This is a genomic window from Trichocoleus sp. Lan, assembly GCF_039961855.1.
Classification (GTDB): domain Bacteria; phylum Cyanobacteriota; class Cyanobacteriia; order Cyanobacteriales; family FACHB-T130; genus FACHB-T130.
In genome coordinates this window covers 39215-55429 of record NZ_JAMPKA010000012.1, presented here as the reverse complement: position 1 = coordinate 55429, position 16215 = coordinate 39215, and the positions used below count along the sequence as shown (strand labels likewise).

Here is a 16215-nt window from a genome sequence, read left to right as displayed (position 1 = left end):
ATTAAAGACTGGTAAATCTACTGGGATTACGCGGATAATTACTAATTGTATCGGTAATTCCATCATACCCGTCATGAATTGCCATTCCTAAAATATGCGTAAAGGCTTCTACTTTATATTGATAGGATGCAAACTGTGCCTGAATTGCCGCCTCAGTGTCAAAATCTGAAAGAACAGGTCGAGACTATACTACAACTGTTGCATCAGGAGCCGTCTCTGCGATCGCAAGATGTTACACCCGTACAGACATCTCTCGGTAAAGCGATTTCCCCTAAGTTTGAGATTGTATTTGCGGGAGCTTTTAGTGCAGGGAAATCGATGTTAATTAACGCTCTGTTAGAGCGGGAATTGCTTTACAGTGCGGAGGGACACGCTACAGGTACGGAATGTAAAATTGAGTACGCCGAACCGGATAAAGAACGAGTGGTGCTGACGTTTCTGAGTGAGGTAGAAATTCGGGAACAGGCAAGTGCGGTATCTCAGATGCTGGGGTTAGGGACAGCTAGCAATATTAATCAATCTGAAGTGATTCAATTGCTAAGCGATGGATGCCAAGCGATTATCGAGATTGAGGGTGGAGAAAGTAAATCAGAAAGAGCAAAACAAGCGAATGCGTTGATGTTGTTGTTGGAGGGATTTGTTGCCAATCGCGATCGCATCAATACGGTTAATAATGCTACATATTCAATGGAGCAATTTAACTTCTCCAACCTCAAAGAAGCGGCTGGTTATGCTCGCCGTGGCAGTAACAGCGCGGTTTTGAAGCGAATTGAGTATTACTGTTATCATCCGCTGTTGCGGGATGGGAATGTGATTATCGATACGCCGGGAATTGATGCGCCAGTGGAGAAAGACGCACAACTGACCTACGCTAAGATTGAACACCCGGATACGTCAGCGGTGGTGTGCGTTCTTAAACCCGCATCTGCTGGCGACATGACGAAGGAAGAAACGGAACTGCTGGAGAAAATGCGCTCAAATCCGGGGATACGCGATCGCGTATTCTTTGCCTTCAACCGTATCGATGAAACTTGGTATAACAGTCAGTTAAGGCAACGTTTAGACGGTTTGATTAGCGCTCAGTTTCGAGATACTACTAGGGTTTATAAAACGAGCGGACTATTAGGATTTTACGGCAGTCAGATTAAACAGACCAGTGGACGCGATCGCTTTGGTTTAGATTCTGTCTTTGCTGATAGTGTTAAAGGCTTGGATGAACGAGAAGAAACACCACAATTTGTTACAGCCTTTAATAACTACTGCGCGAATTCTGGAAAATTACCTCCTAACAAGTTCCGAATTTCCGTTAATAGCTACGAATCCCCAAATGAAAATTACGTGCGGATTTTAGCTGAACAAGGTACACCTATCATTCAACAGTTAATTCAAGATAGTGGAATAGAAGAGTTTCGCGCTGCTATTACAAACTATCTTACCAAAGAGAAGCGTCCTCAACTGTTCAAGAATCTAGCCGACGATCTCGAAGATGCCTGCATTAGTCTGAAGAAACATTACCAATCTGCGCTGCGCGACTTGGATAGCCAACCCCGCGAAATTGAGGCAATGAAGACGCAGGAATTACAACGCCTTAACCAGCAGTTACAGCAAATTGGTCAAGAATTTCACCAGCATATTACAGAAGAATTAAATCAGGTTGTAACAGGTCAATCTAGCGCTTTCGAGGCAGATTTTCGCCAACTGCAATCTCGAATGGTTCGGCGTTTAGATGAGTTGCTGGATACTTTCTCGGTTGCAGATGCTTATAGTCGGGCTATCCTTAGCCATCCCCGCAATTCTACAGCACCTTTGATTGCTGTTTTAGTTGAAGCGCTTTATTACTTGGCGAATCAACTAGAAGATATCTTGAAAGAATCTTGCCAGGAAGTAGTTACCAACCTATTCCAGCGTTTAATTGAACAAGTTCGCAAATCTGACTACTATCGCCAGCTTTATCGTTTGCTAGGTAATGATGGTGGGATTGAGCAAAAGTTAAAACAGATAGAAAAACAGGTTCATCATGCTTTAGTCAATGCAGCAAGTGACGAATGTAATCGCTATGTCCGTGAAAGTCCTCGCTTTTACGATGAAGGTACTTTCTCGATTTATCAATTTCGACAAACGTTGCTGCAAACTTCCCAAAGCTACGGTTGTGAAAGCATGATAGCAGCAGAACCAGCAATTCGTCAGTTGTTGAAGTTAGATTTTGAGCCAAAAGTTAAAGCAACAATTAGCAGTGGTTTCCCAGCAACTGTTAATCAAACCCTCACAACTAATTTATTGCCAATGGCAGCGCATCAAGCTGATGACATATTACAGCAATATACTCAAGCTCGTGCTTATTTAGAGCAAACACTAGAACAAGAAGCTGAGGAAAAAATTGCTACTAATCGCCGTTTGCAAAGTGCAGTTGAGCAAAAAATATCGGCTTACAACTCTGCGGTTGCCAGTATCAATGGTTGTTTGCAGGCGATAGGCTTGTACGATCGTCAACTGCCTGTAATTACTGATTCTGATGTTAGCTCAATTGAGCCTAATTTAGAAGCTGCCAAGGTTAGCGCTATGGGTAATGGACTTGTTCCTTCAGAAGTATAGTTCATCATAGTCTTGGCGATTGGAAATCGCGGCTACACAAACGAAACCCGCGTAGGCGGGTTTCAAGACTCTTAGTCCGCGTATGTGAACTTTGTTTATACAGCCGCAAACTCTATTTACTGGTTCCTGTAAAAATAAATAGTTGGAGGTTAGCATGGAAAACTGGATAGATGTGATGGATTTCAACGAGAATGATGTTTTTTCCTTTCCTGAACTATTCAAAGTAGATAAAATCAGGAAAGCAGTGAACCAATCATCCCATACCGACTCAGTAGCACAGGCGCTAAGTTATTCACTACCATCTAAGGGAGTGTCCATAAATAAGATTAATAACCTTCGACCTCAAAATATATTGCTTGATAAAGGTATAGATTGTGAAATACTTAGAATCGGTGCTAAGGGCTGGAAAAAAGGAAGACTTAGACTCAAACTCCAGGTTACTGTAGAGTTTTGTGCTGATGAACCTGATGCTGAAGAAACACCAGAAATCAGCCAACTAGAATCGCCGCTTGACGATCTTCGGAAGATGATTAATCAAGAAAATTAGGAGAGAAATTGATAAAAAAAACCTAGATTTTTATTCATCTAGGGGGTAATTACTATTACTAATACTATTTACCGCTATAGTAAAAAGCGATTTCTTTTTCTTTCAGCGGTGCAAAGTCGGCGTCGATTAGCATCTGGTTGAGTTCTTCCTGAGGAATATGCTTAGCGCCGATGCGAACAATCCTCGAACGCATCGTATTGGATACGCCGCTGCGCTGCCGTCCAGCTTCCAGCCCCATTACTTTTGTGTATAATTCTAGTTTTGGTGTTGGAATCGGGGAACCGTCAAAATCAATTCCCTGAGCGATCGCTACATCAATCGCATCAGCGCCTGTAGTTGTTTGATTGTCTGGATTCATTGCAGCGTGGGATCGTGTTTACAAGAGCATTTTATGACTAAAACGCCCAGAATTCGCATCCCGGCAGAAGTGAGGAAGTATGTGTTTCAGCGCGATCGCTGTCAGTGCCAAAGTTGCGGCAAAACGGCGCTAGAAGCAAACCTCACGATTGACCACATCATACCGCTCTCTCGTGGCGGTTCTAATGACATCAGCAATCTACAAACCCTCTGTCTCCCCTGTAACCAGCGCAAAACCAACCATTTAGCTCCTCGGTTCCGGCGTTATTTCGATCTTTAATCTAGAAAACACACCAGACTCGTTTTTAAAAATATACTGTCCGCGCAGCGCTGCTAACACTCCGTCATTTGGCAGGCAGAAAAAAACCGCCTCTAGCATGAGTCAGGGCGGTCTTCCTAAGCAATCGGAGGGTAGATAATAGATTACGCTGATGATTTTGTAGCCTACTGTAACAGAATTTACCGAATCTGCCTCAAAGTTGTTTATTTGATAGCTTTCCAAACCCAGTTTTGATAAAAACCGAGTTTTTTTATCGATAAACTCTTATCGTCCTGCGTAGGCATTCATCGGTTCCTTGATAAACCGAATGTAAAGATGCCTAAACGTGGACTTAATCACGCGAGGCATCGCGAAGTCGATAGGCATCATGTTAGTAGGAAGTTGCCAATCCAGCACCTTTAGATCATCCGGATGCAGTTGGGGAAAGTCAATTTCCTCCACATTTGTGCATAGCCCTAATCTTATCGAAGCCGCCATAGTAGGGACGTTGAGAGGATCTACATTGAGAATTTCTACAATCGCCCGATCCAGGGCAAATACATCAGACGATGCCGCTAAAATCCCTAAGAAGCGAGGTTCGCCACCGCTAGGGCCGTTCCCTTCATGCCCGATAATTGCATCTAAAATCGTTAGGGTAGGATTAATTGCCCTTGCAGTTTCTACTAACATTTCCCCAAATCGGGCACTATCTTTCCCTGCTTCCATGTGCCACCAGGCTTTCATTTTTCCCGGTACGCAACCGAATAAGTTTTTAACGCCCATTGTCATCGTTAGCTGACAGTGGGATTTTAGTTTAGGTAGGTTGATTACCACATCTGCATCCATTGCTTCTTTGCACAACAACAGATGGTTGAACCCTTCGCTAACGGTTTCGTAACGCTTCCCTGTAAATTCCACTAGCGGCAAATTGAGTTCTTCCATAAGGGGAAGATAACCATTTGCCTTTGCCACACCCATCGCGCTGCCAAACGCGGGACTGTCTCCCAGGAAAGGCTTGCCACCCGCTTCCTGTACCAGTTTGGCAACACAGTGAACCAGTTCGGGACGGGTGACACATTCTTTACTCGGATGTCCGCCAGTGAGTAAATTGGGCTTGAGGAGAACGCGATCGCCTGCTTTGACAAAAGCTTTGATTCCTCCCAAGGGTTCCAGCAAACTTTCCACGGATTCTCGCAATAATTGCCGCTCGTAGGAATTCGCACGAATTAAACTAACGGAAGGTTTCATGATTCTGCGTTTGTAATTGAGGATTGAGCGAATACAAGAATTTTGAATCAATTAAAGTGAGAATTGCCAGCCTCCAATTCTTCATGAAGACCTGGCAATTCTTAATCTAAAATCTCAAATTCTCAGCGATTGCTGCCACGAGTCAGGGCAGTTACCCGCTGGGCATTCGAGAAGACATCTTCTCCCTGGAGGTGAGGAATCGGGGGCTTCACCTCAACTTTGGTAATATTGGCGGTGTTAATAAAAACCGTTTCTTCAGGTAAGTGGAGAATCCACCAGGATTTATCTAAAAGCCGACGGACTTCTTGCCGAATTTCCTGCTTTGTTTCTAAGCCTTCCTCTACTGACTCATAGATAGTAAAGGATTCTGTGTGCCCATCAATATAGTGAAAAGTTAACTGGGTCAAACCATCATGACTATGCATAGAACGAGACTCCTGGTTAGAAAGTTTTGAGTTTTGGATAGATGCAAATTTTGGTGTATCTACAACTCTGGACGCTGCACTCCTGACATAGCACTCATTTCCTCCAAGTCTAAGACCTTGGCTAGTTCTTCGGAACTCATCAAACCTCGTTCTAGGACAATTTGCCGCAAGGATTTGCCAGTTTCGAGAGATTCTTTGGCAACAGCAGCTGCGTTGAGATAGCCGATGTGGGGATTGAGGGCAGTGACGAGGGCGAGGCTTCCTTCTGCATAGGCAAGGCAGCGATCGCGATTGGCGGTAATTCCCTCCAAACAACGCTGCGTCAGTGCGCTTAAGGTATTGCCCAAAATTTCAATACTGTGAATCAAGTTATAGGCAATCAGCGGCATCATCACATTTAACTCTAACTGTCCTGCTTGGGCGGCTAAAGCGATCGCCGAATCGTACCCCATCACCTGAAAACACACCATCGAAGTCATCTCTGCCATCACCGGGTTATATTTCCCTGGCATAATCGACGATCCAGGCTGTACTGGCGGTAGCTGAATTTCCTTTAAACCTGTTTTTGGTCCCGAATCCATCAGCCGTAAGTCATGAGATATCTTGACGCAATCCTGGGCTAAGTTCCGCAGGCTACCGGAAACGCTGACAAAAGGTGCCATACTCTGCATTGCCGCCATCAGATGAGGGGCTGGGCGCAAGGGCTGATCGATCAATTCTGATAATAATTGGGCGACGCGATCGCAATATTGGGGATGGGTATTTAACCCAGTTCCCGCCGCACTTCCACCCAAACCCAGCGCCATTAAATCTTCAGACGCCCTCTCGATGCGAATCATGTGTTCTGCGAGAATTTGCCCCCAAGCGCGGAAGTTTTCGCCCAGGCGTACGGGTACAGCATCTTGCAGATGGGTTCTTCCAGATTTTACGACATCTTGAAATTCCTCAGCTTTGTTATCCAAAGTAGCGATCGCATCGGCTAAAGCTGGGTACAGTGTCTTCTCCAGCGCCACCAGCGCCCCAATCCGAATCGCCGTGGGAATTACATCGTTCGTCGATTGACCGTAATTGACATGATCGTTAGGGCTGACGCGCTTGTAATTGCCTTTTTCATCGCCCAGCAGTTCCAGCGCCCGATTTGCCAACACTTCGTTGATATTCATGTGGTGCGAAGTCCCTGCACCCGCCTGGTAGACATCCACGACAAACTGATCGCGGAACTTCCCGGAAAGCACTTCATCCGCCGCCTGGACAATCACCTGGCTGATGTCTTGGGGAATGCAGCCAAGTTCCCCATTGGCGATCGCTGCTGCTTTCTTAATCAGCACGCAAGCATCAATATAAGTGGGTAACGGCTTAATTCCACTAATCGGGAAATTCTCAATCGCCCGTAGCGTCTGAATGCCGTAGTAAACGTTATCCAAGATTTGGCGATCGCCCATTGAATCGCGTTCGATGCGGTAGGTTCTACCTATCTGTTCACTCATGTTAGTTGTCTATGGATTCTTTTAGATGAGATCATCCCATGTCTAGCTGGGGGATGCGATGAGTCAGTCTTCAGATTTGGCAGCATTCTTTTCTCAGAAGGATTACGCAATACTGGCGCAATCCTTCTGAGAAAAGATCCGTCTAAATCCCATTTCACCTGAAGGTCGGCACAAATAAATTGTTAGAAGTGTCTACTGACAAGACTGGTGTCACCCAGAATCTGAAATCCCAAATCTAAAATGGGATAACCCCTGCCTAGGGTTCCTAATCCTGCCCTAAGAGAGAGGGAAGTGGAGTCAATTTCTTATAGAAGAGAATATTTATCGCTCCTCCCTTGGCACCAGGTGGGTGAGAGAGAGGTTAAATCAGGATTACCGTACCGACTGCTCAAGGAAATTTTTTATTGCTTCTAGCGGCTGAATCCCTTGCCCAGCGGTCATCTGGAATTTATCGTTCTTGCTTTGAATGTATTTTAGAAAGGGATTTACCGTCTTGATGTTGACTTATGTTATTGTTTTGGGAATCTTAAATACAAGATCCTCCTAAAGTAAGATGCAAAATTCTATGGGTCAAACTATTACTCTCGAAGCAGAATTCTTCTTCCAGCAAGGACTACGCCAGCTTCAGTCGGCAAAATATGAAGCGGCGATCGCTTGTTTAGACAACGCCCTCAAGTGCGAACCCAATTACCCCGATGCCTTATCGCAGCGGGGTTTTGCCCTAGGGAATTTAGGTCGCCATGAAGAAGCGATCGCCAGCTTCGACAACGCCTTGTCAATTCAACCCGATGCTTCTTGGGTTTGGTTCAACCGGGGTATTGCGCTGGGGAAATTATGTCGCTACGAACAGGCGCTTAATAGCTTTGATCGCGCCATAGAATTTAACCCGGATGCTTCCGCTGCGTGGCACAACCGGGGCATTACCTTAATTGACTGGGGTTTCTATGAAAAAGCGGTCGCCAGCTTTGACCGCACCCTGAAGCTGCGTCCAGACGCCTACTGGGCATGGTACAACCGAGGCAATGCTCTTGCCCAACTCAATCATTACGAACAGGCGATTCATAGCTATGACCGGGCGATTGAGTTTAAACCAGATTCCTGCAATGCTTGGTACAACCGAGGCATTACCCTCAATGACTGGGGGCTTTATGAAAAGGCAATTTCTAGCTTCCAAAGAAGTTTGGAAATTAATTCGGAATACTACAAAGCTTGGTTCAACCAAGCCATTGCTCTAGGGAAATTAGCTCGCTACGAAGAAGCGATCGCTGCTTGTGATAAAGCGTTACAACTTCAGACTGACTACCCCACCGCTTGGTATAACAAAGCTTGCTACTATGCTTTGCTGGGCAATGTCGAGCAGACAGTCCACAACTTGCAACAAGCGATTCGTCTGAGTGAGGAAAAATATCGGGAAATGGCGAAATACGACCCAGATTTTGACGCAGTTCGCGATCAGGATTTGTTTGAGGCGCTGGTAGAAGCATCCAGGTTTTGATCCAGTTTTATTGCTCATTCCCCTTCAATGTAGGGTTGGAGATAGACGCCTCCACCCTACCTACATCTGTTCGGTCGAGCGATTCTTTAGCGATCGCCACCAGTTCTTCCACTGTATAAGGTCTTGCTGCTGCCTCCGACCATGTGAACGGCGCTAAGTCTCCTATATCGTCTACTTTGGGTTTGATTACAGGTGCATTTTCCCCCGCCACAGCTGATTTTTTACGATTACCTGTTCGCCCTAGTAGTTACTTGACTACTTCCTCACAGTCATTCCAATACACGTTATAACCTTCATCTTGGCGCATTTTAGCGTCATGACTGCGCTAAGCGAGACGACAGCACCGAACATCTCTGCGTAGCTGAACGCTACAGTTCTCATGCGACTCTAGAAGCAAAGGTTAGGATCTGGGGAAGAGTGTAATTTTTCAGATAGCTTCGCCAACAAATCCTTATCTACATGACCAGTCAGCCTTACTACATCTCTCGCAAGCCAGCAGAAGACTTTGTTACAGCCTTTGGCAAAGCGTTAGAGGAGCCAGCCTCACATCCCCTGCTGTTTCACGTTCACGGCATCGGAGGTATCGGCAAAAGCACTCTGCTGGAGAAATTGCAACAAACGCACCAGCAGGCTTCTGTTGCCAAGTTTGACTTCAGCGGTAAGGCAGGGATTAGAGAAACGCCCTTGAAGGTGATGGCAACCTTGTACGAGCAATTGCCCAAACCTGACCTCTGGAAACGAGAATTATTTAAATCCGACCCTTTCCACAAGCTTTACCAGCAATATAACCAGACACTTGCGCGACTGGAAAATGAACCCATTGAAGGCAAGCAAGTCGTTGAAGAGGATCAACGCAACTTAGTAAAAGAACTAGGCTCTGCCGCAGTATATGGATTGGGTGCATTGCTTCTTGCGCCAATTGAGCCTGTGTCCGCACTGGGTTTGGGAGCTAATGCTCTTGCCGAGACAACAAAAGGCACGGTGACAGGGGTGAGCGCAATTAAAGAGCGCGTCCTGCTCAAGCATCCAGCAACCAAGCGAGATAAACAGCTGCAAGAACTATTGCTGGAACCTATACCCCAGTTAACTAAAGCATTTGTAGAGGGGTTGCTCCAGATCCAAAATGCGCGGTTGATTCAGCTCCAGAAGGTGCAAAACCCTCCAATAATACTCGTACTAGACCATTATGAAAAAGCGACCTCAGACCTTAACCTATGGCTGTCCGAGTACCTGCTAAAAGAGAAAGATTTGCAACCTCAACCGATTCGCATTGTAGCGGCAGGACGATACTCTTTGAAGAAGAAGTCCCAGAAGATTCGGAATTTAATCTATGAAAGGGAGCTAGAGAGATTTGATAAAAAGCAGACTGAGGCATATCTCAAGAAAATTGGCATTACTGAGCCTAGAGAGATTCAGCAAATTTATCAAGCAACAGGTGGCTTTCCCTTCCATCTTGACTTAATTAGACAGCAGCATGAAGAAGGCAGAAAGATTAACTGTTCCCGTGACAATAGAGAACTTGTCGATCGGCTGCTGGAGGATTTGACTCCGGCACAAAAACAGGTAATACAACTGGCAGCTTACTGTCGCTGGTTTGATGAATCATTGATTCAGGAATTGATGGCAGCTAACAGATTAAATTTTAAAACAGATGCGGATGCAAGTCTCAACTGCTTTGAATGGTTAAGTCAGCAAGAGTTAGTTATAGAGGACGACCATTTTCGCCTCAAGGATGTGGCGCGAGATGTGTTGCGAAGATGGCAATGTAAGAAGAACCAGAAAAAGTTTCGTGAAACCCATGCCCTAATAGCTAAATACTTTGAGCGGTTGGCAAATGAAGAAGTTCACCCAGATAATCTGCCCCCAGTTCAATACGAAAGTTCTAAATGGCGTGAATATACGGCTGAATCTATCTATCATGCCCTATTTGCTAATCGAGATTACGGTCAGCATCAGTTAATGACCCATTTCTTTGCTGGCGCGTATCTGAATCAAATTGAAGTGGTAATAGCTCCCTTTGCAGCTGTTGCAGCTGAAGCGGAGATTGAGGATTACGAACTGTTGCCCGATGATACGCGAAAGTTTCTAGACAACATAAACCTTGCCATTGGGTTAGGCTGGCAAGTGTTAGAGATTAATCCAGATAACTATGAATTTAAACTTGGGCAGATTGGCGATATCAAGCCACAAATAGAGGCATCTTTAAAACCTTGTTTGGGGAAAGTGGACTCTTTAGACGGGCTGGCTAAATATGCAGGACTAATGTACCAATTCCTACGCTGTCGTCCCAGCAAGCGATTGGACTTACTACTCCGAGCAAAGGAGCAAGCAGAACAAATTGTAACGCCAACCCATCCTGAATTTAGCAGCAGTCTCTTTTTCAATGTAAGCAATGGGTTTTATCAATTAGGTCATTATGAAGAGGTGATCGCCAGCTACGACAAAGCCTTGGCAATTAAAGACGACTTCCCCGAAGCTTGGCACAACCGGGGCGCTGCGCTAGCGAATTTAGGCCGTTATGAAGAGGCAATCGCCAGCTATGATAAAGCTTTGGAAATTAAACCCGACAACCCCGGAGCTTGGTACAATCGGGGCGCTGTGCTAGCGAATTTAGGCCGTTATGAAGAGGCAATCGCCAGCTATGATAAAGCTTTGGAAATTAAACCCGACGACCCCGAAGCTTGGAATAACCGAGGCAATGTGCTAGTGGACTTAGGTCGTTATGAAGAGGCAATCGCCAGTTATGATAAAGCTTTGGAAATTAAACCCGACGACCCCGAAGCTTGGAATAACCGAGGCAATGCGCTAGTGGACTTAGGTCGTTATGAAGAGGCAATCACCAGTTATGATAAAGCTTTGGAAATTAAACCCAACGATTTTAACACTTTAGTCAACCGGAGCGCGGCTCTGTTGAACTTAAGTCGTTATGAAGAGATGATCGCCAGCTGCGACAAAGTTTTAAGAATTCAACCGGATAACCCTGATGCCCTGAGTAACCAAGGTTTAGCACTGAGTCTCTTAGGTCGTTATAATGACGCACTGGCTAATCATGATAAAGCTCTAAAACTGCAACCTAATGATTCCTTATTGTGGGCTAATCGTGGAATTGTACTTGCGCGCTGGGGGCGCTATGAAAAGGCTTTGGCTAGTTGTGACAAAGCTTTAGAATTGCAACCTAATGATGAGAGTGGTTATTACGGCAAGGCTTGCTGTTATGCCTTGCAAGGCGACTCTTATATGGCAATTGAAAACCTGCAACAGGCAATTAATCTGAATCCTCATCGATGCCGGAGCGAAGCAAAAACAAATCCAGATTTTGACAACATCCGAACAGATTCGCGGTTTCAAGCGTTGATGCAAGAATGCACGAATTAACTACAAATACCAAGAGATTCTCGCAGGTGGTACTACAGGATTTGCAGTAGCAGAATTTAAGGCTGCAAATTTAATACAAAAATGGTCAACTCCCCTGGCATATTCCCCTTTTGGTAAATTCGCCTTGAGCAAGCTGGGGAAAGTGACATATCGCGAACGGTGGTTGAACTGATATTTGCTCGTCCTGCGCCACACTATAGGAAACGAGTATCAACAGCGAATCATGCAGACTCTGGACAAGACTCACCCCAAACTTCAAGAACTCAAAACCCGCCTCACCGAAATCGACGACATTAATGCAGCGTCGTCCCTACTTTACTGGGATCAAGCGACCTATATGCCGCCTGGGGGTGCAGCAGCGCGAGGGCGACAGATGGCGACTCTGCGGCAAATTGCCCATACTAAGTTTAGCGATCCAGCGATCGCGCAACTGTTAGAAGATTTGCGTCCCTACGAGGAAAGCTTGCCCTACGACTCTGATGAAGCCAGCCTAATTCGTGTTGTCAGACGCAGCTACGAGCGCGCGGTGCGAGTGCCAGCAGATTTCATGGCAAAAATGTCTCTCCACCGAACTCAGTCTTATGGTGCTTGGGCAAAAGCACGTCCGGAAAATAACTTTGCCGCTGTGCAGCCTTATCTGGAAAAAACGCTGGATCTGTGCCGCGACTATGCCAGCTTTTTCTCTGGCTACGAGCATATTGCAGATCCGCTGATTGATGGTGCCGATTATGGGATGAAGGCTTCAACCGTGCGATCGCTCTTTGCGGAACTCCGTCAAGAACTGGTTCCAATTGTAAATGCGATCGCTTCCCAACCGATTGCCGATGATAGTTGCTTGCACCAAACTTTTCCAGAAGACGAACAGCTAGCGTTTAGCTTAAAGGTCATCGAACAGATTGGATATGACTTCCAACGGGGACGGCAAGATAAAACCCTGCACCCATTTATGACCAATTTCTCGATTGGGGATGTGCGAATTACTACCCGCGTCAGAGAGAACGATCTGAATGAGGCACTGTTTAGCACCATTCACGAGATGGGACACGCCTTGTACGAGCAAGGGATTAACCCAGAATATGAAGGGACGCCTTTAGCCACCGGCACCTCATCGGGGGTGCATGAAAGCCAATCACGGCTGTGGGAAAATCAGGTGGGACGCAGCCGCAACTTCTGGAAATTCTGCTATCCGCAACTGCAAGCAGCTTTCCCAAATCAACTTAGTAATGTATCACTGGAGACATTCTACCGGGCGATTAATAAAGTCGAGCGATCGCTCATCCGCACCGATGCCGACGAAGTCACCTACAACCTGCACGTCATGATCCGCTTTGACTTGGAATTGGCGCTGCTCGAAGGCAACCTAGCAGTGCGCGATCTCCCGGAAGCATGGAACGAACGCTACAGATCGGACTTGGGTGTTATCCCCCCCAACGACAGCGTTGGCGTCATGCAGGATGTCCATTGGTACACGGGTAGCATCGGCGGAATGTTCCAAGGATATACTCTTGGCAACATGATGAGCGCCCAGTTTTTTGAAGCTGCACTCAAGGCAAATCCCCAAATTCCTACCGAAATCGAGCAAGGGAAGTTCAGCACTCTACATAATTGGCTGAGAGAGAATATTTACCAACACGGACAGAAATATACCGCCGCTGAAATTATCGAGCGCGTCACTGGCAATTGTTTGAGTATTAATCCCTTGATTCGTTATATTCAGCAAAAATACGGAGAAATTTACGCTTTGTGATACACAATAGCGTGAAAAGAAGCTAGGCTAGGCATAGCCTAGCCGATTCACTCTTAAGAAAGATGAACGGTGAATTAATTTTGGTTTGAGACGTACTCCTTCCACCTTCGGAAGGGCGTCACCAGGAAAAACATTTTGTAGTTTAGTCTTTGTGAATGTTATTGAACTAATCTAGGGAGTTGTCATGTCCGATTTGATTCAGGCTGTTTTAGAGAGTGATGAAAAAATCGATCTGCGCCAATTTGTGAGTGAGTTACGCCAACAGGACAAGTCGTATTTACTGAGAAACGACATTCTCAATGCTTTTTCCGAATACTGCACAAATCACCAAAAGCCTGAACATTTTGACCAATCCTCCCATTTAGGTAAATTAATTTACTACACTCAAGAAATTATTCGGGAGGATGGAAACATCTGTTTGATCGTCCGCCCAACCATTGCTTCTCAAGAAATCTATCGGTTAACGGAAGATTTAATTGTCGAACCAATGACGGTGCAAGAACTGCTGGATGTACGCGATCGCCTGGTGAATCGCTTCCATCCCCAGGAAGGCGACATCCTAGAACTCGATTTTCAGCCGTTTTACGACTATACCCCGACCATTCGCGACCCTAAAAATATTGGTAAGGGGGTACAGTATCTCAACCGCTATTTATCGAGCAAACTCTTTCAAGACCCCGGACAATGGCTGGAGAGCTTGTTTCAATTTTTAAGCGTCCATTCCTATAACAATCTGCAACTGCTGATCAACGGGCGAATTAAATCGCAGCAGCAACTTTCTAGTCGTGTCAAGCAAGCTTTGGGATTTTTGGGCGATCGCCCTTTTGAGCAAAGCTACGATGAATTTCGGTATGATTTGCAAGCTATGGGCTTTGAGCCTGGGTGGGGAAACACCGCCGGACGGGTGCGGGAAACTCTAGAAATTCTTGATGAACTCCTCGACTCCCCCGATCATCAGACTCTAGAAGCTTTCCTCTCCCGGATTCCAATGGTCTTCCGGATTGTCCTCGTGTCTCCCCACGGTTGGTTTGGGCAAGAAGGTGTCTTGGGACGTCCGGATACTGGCGGACAGGTCGTTTACGTCCTCGACCAAGCCAAGAGTCTCGAACAGCAGATGCAAGAAGACCTCTCGCTGGCTGGGTTGGATGTTCTAGGTGTTGAGCCGAAAGTAATTATTCTCTCTCGCTTAATTCCGAATAGCGATGGTACTTTGTGTAACCAACGCTTAGAAAAAGTTCACGGCACAGATAATGCTTGGATTTTGCGAGTGCCTTTGCGAGAGTTTAATCCCAAAGTGACTCAAAACTGGATTTCCCGGTTTGAGTTTTGGCCTTATCTAGAAAGCTATGCCATCGACTCAGAAAAAGAGCTGCTGGCAGAATTTCAAGGTAAGCCCGACTTAATTGTCGGAAATTATTCCGACGGTAATTTGGTGGCATTTTTACTGGCGCGTCGCTTGAAGGTGACTCAGTGCAACATTGCCCACGCCTTAGAAAAATCTAAATATCTTTTCAGTAACCTCTACTGGAACGACTTGGAAGAAAAGTATCATTTCTCTCTACAATTCACTGCCGATTTGATTGCGATGAATGCTGCAAATTTCATCATTAGCAGTACTTATCAAGAAATTGTCGGAACGCCGGATAGTGTGGGACAGTATGAATCTTACAAGTGTTTCACAATGCCGGATTTGTACCATGTAGTGAGCGGAGTTGAGCTATTTAGCCCCAAATTCAACGTGGTGCCGCCTGGAGTAAATGAAAATGCTTATTTTCCCTATTCGCGTACCGAAGATCGCATACCGAGCGATCGCGCCCGGATTGAGGAGATGCTCTTTACTCTCGAAGATCCGTCCCAAATTTTAGGGAAATTGGACGATCCGAACAAGCGCCCCCTCTTCTCAATGGCTCGTCTCGACCGAATCAAAAATCTTACCGGATTGGCTGAGTGTTTTGGCAAGAACGAAGCTTTACAAGAACATTGCAACTTAATTTTAGTTGCTGGGAAGTTGCGCGTTGAGGAATCGAGCGATAACGAAGAAAAAGATGAAATTGTTAAGCTTTACCAAATCATTGAAAAGTACAATCTACAAGGCAAAATTCGCTGGCTAGGCGTGCGCCTTTCTAAAACCGACTCCGGCGAAATTTATCGGGTGATTGCCGATCGTCAAGGTGTCTTTGTTCAACCAGCTCTGTTTGAAGCTTTTGGTCTGACCATTTTGGAAGCGATGATTTCTGGTTTACCGACATTTGCTACTCAATTTGGTGGCCCGTTAGAGATTATTCAGGATAAGTTTAATGGGTTCTACATTAACCCGACGCATCTTGAAGAAATGGCGGAAAAAATCCTGGAGTTTGTCTCTAAGTGCGACCAAAATCCTAACTACTGGTACGAAATTTCTACACGAGCGATTGATCGAGTTTATAGCACTTATACGTGGAAGATTCACACAACCAAACTTCTATCTTTAGCTCGAATTTACGGCTTCTGGAATTATACTTCCAAGGAGAACCGCGAAGATCTACTGCGTTACATTGAGGCGTTGTTCTATTTAATTTACAAGCCGAGAGCGCAGAAACTGTTGGAACAGCAAATGCAGCGATAGGGAGTTTCTCCTCTTAATAAATTGGATGCTATGGGGATCTGACGTGATTTGCATTACGTTTCGATCCCTCCAACCCCC

The 16215-nt window shown here is 45.6% G+C and carries 12 protein-coding genes; 7 read left to right on the top strand and 5 right to left on the bottom strand.

The window, feature by feature from the left end; all coding sequences use genetic code 11:
- Positions 1-135 precede the first annotated feature (135 nt).
- Complete coding sequence (locus NDA03_RS12535) at positions 136-2592, top strand: dynamin-like GTPase family protein (RefSeq protein WP_348238229.1); 2457 nt, start codon at positions 136-138, stop codon at positions 2590-2592.
- A gap of 154 nt (positions 2593-2746) precedes the next feature.
- Positions 2747-3139, top strand: coding sequence for a KGK domain-containing protein (locus NDA03_RS12530; protein ID WP_190410804.1), 393 nt, complete (start codon positions 2747-2749; stop codon positions 3137-3139).
- A gap of 64 nt (positions 3140-3203) precedes the next feature.
- Here the strand turns inward: NDA03_RS12530 and NDA03_RS12525 are convergent, their stop codons facing one another.
- Positions 3204-3497: a DUF4090 family protein gene (locus NDA03_RS12525; protein ID WP_190410805.1), complete on the bottom strand. Its 294-nt coding sequence runs from the start codon at positions 3495-3497 to the stop codon at positions 3204-3206.
- Positions 3498-3530: 33 nt separating this feature from the next.
- Here NDA03_RS12525 and NDA03_RS12520 point away from each other — a divergent pair, with 33 nt between their 5' ends.
- Positions 3531-3776: an HNH endonuclease gene (locus NDA03_RS12520; protein WP_348238167.1), complete on the top strand. Its 246-nt coding sequence runs from the start codon at positions 3531-3533 to the stop codon at positions 3774-3776.
- A 264-nt stretch (positions 3777-4040) separates the two neighbouring features.
- Here NDA03_RS12520 and NDA03_RS12515 read toward each other — a convergent pair whose 3' ends face one another.
- The 3 genes from NDA03_RS12515 to NDA03_RS12505 all read right to left on the bottom strand — a co-directional run bounded on the left by NDA03_RS12515 (position 4041) and on the right by NDA03_RS12505 (position 6915).
- Entirely contained in the window at positions 4041-5003 is a 963-nt protein-coding gene (locus NDA03_RS12515) for a DUF362 domain-containing protein (protein ID WP_348238166.1), read from the bottom strand.
- 122 nt (positions 5004-5125) lie between these two features.
- On the bottom strand, positions 5126-5428 hold the full coding sequence (locus tag NDA03_RS12510; protein ID WP_190410808.1) for a hypothetical protein: 303 nt from the start codon (positions 5426-5428) through the stop codon (positions 5126-5128).
- Between the two features lie 59 nt (positions 5429-5487).
- A complete protein-coding gene (locus NDA03_RS12505; protein WP_348238165.1) occupies positions 5488-6915 on the bottom strand; it encodes an aspartate ammonia-lyase in 1428 nt (475 codons plus the stop codon).
- 553 nt (positions 6916-7468) lie between these two features.
- Here NDA03_RS12505 and NDA03_RS12500 point away from each other — a divergent pair.
- The gene (locus NDA03_RS12500) at positions 7469-8410 is read left to right on the top strand and encodes a tetratricopeptide repeat protein (RefSeq protein WP_348238164.1); all 942 of its coding nucleotides are present in this window, start codon (positions 7469-7471) and stop codon (positions 8408-8410) included.
- A gap of 7 nt (positions 8411-8417) precedes the next feature.
- Here NDA03_RS12500 and NDA03_RS12495 read toward each other — a convergent pair whose 3' ends face one another.
- Positions 8418-8621 carry a hypothetical protein gene (locus tag NDA03_RS12495; protein ID WP_348238163.1) on the bottom strand — a complete coding sequence of 68 codons (204 nt, stop codon included), beginning with the start codon at positions 8619-8621 and terminating at the stop codon, positions 8418-8420.
- Between the two features lie 248 nt (positions 8622-8869).
- Between NDA03_RS12495 and NDA03_RS12490 the strand changes: the two genes are divergently transcribed.
- The 3 genes from NDA03_RS12490 (at position 8870) to NDA03_RS12480 (ending at position 16137) form a co-directional block, all read left to right on the top strand.
- Positions 8870-11785 (top strand): tetratricopeptide repeat protein, encoded by a 2916-nt coding sequence (locus NDA03_RS12490; RefSeq protein WP_348238162.1) that lies wholly within the window; start codon positions 8870-8872, stop codon positions 11783-11785.
- 223 nt (positions 11786-12008) lie between these two features.
- A complete protein-coding gene (locus tag NDA03_RS12485; protein ID WP_348238161.1) occupies positions 12009-13532 on the top strand; it encodes a carboxypeptidase M32 in 1524 nt (507 codons plus the stop codon).
- Positions 13533-13716: 184 nt separating this feature from the next.
- Positions 13717-16137: a sucrose synthase gene (locus NDA03_RS12480; RefSeq protein WP_190429972.1), complete on the top strand. Its 2421-nt coding sequence runs from the start codon at positions 13717-13719 to the stop codon at positions 16135-16137.
- Positions 16138-16215 lie beyond the last annotated feature (78 nt).

Excerpts from the sequence above, each read along its gene's own strand:
- NDA03_RS12530 (WP_190410804.1), top strand. The coding sequence starts at position 2,747 with ATGGAAAACTGGATAGATGTGATGGATTTCAACGAGAATGATGTTTTT.
- NDA03_RS12525 (WP_190410805.1), bottom strand. The coding sequence starts at position 3,497 with ATGAATCCAGACAATCAAACAACTACAGGCGCTGATGCGATTGATGTA.
- NDA03_RS12520 (WP_348238167.1), top strand. The coding sequence starts at position 3,531 with ATGACTAAAACGCCCAGAATTCGCATCCCGGCAGAAGTGAGGAAGTAT.
- NDA03_RS12515 (WP_348238166.1), bottom strand. The coding sequence starts at position 5,003 with ATGAAACCTTCCGTTAGTTTAATTCGTGCGAATTCCTACGAGCGGCAA.
- NDA03_RS12510 (WP_190410808.1), bottom strand. The coding sequence starts at position 5,428 with ATGCATAGTCATGATGGTTTGACCCAGTTAACTTTTCACTATATTGAT.
- NDA03_RS12505 (WP_348238165.1), bottom strand. The coding sequence starts at position 6,915 with ATGAGTGAACAGATAGGTAGAACCTACCGCATCGAACGCGATTCAATG.
- NDA03_RS12500 (WP_348238164.1), top strand. The coding sequence starts at position 7,469 with ATGCAAAATTCTATGGGTCAAACTATTACTCTCGAAGCAGAATTCTTC.
- NDA03_RS12490 (WP_348238162.1), top strand. The coding sequence starts at position 8,870 with ATGACCAGTCAGCCTTACTACATCTCTCGCAAGCCAGCAGAAGACTTT.
- NDA03_RS12485 (WP_348238161.1), top strand. The coding sequence starts at position 12,009 with ATGCAGACTCTGGACAAGACTCACCCCAAACTTCAAGAACTCAAAACC.
- NDA03_RS12480 (WP_190429972.1), top strand. The coding sequence starts at position 13,717 with ATGTCCGATTTGATTCAGGCTGTTTTAGAGAGTGATGAAAAAATCGAT.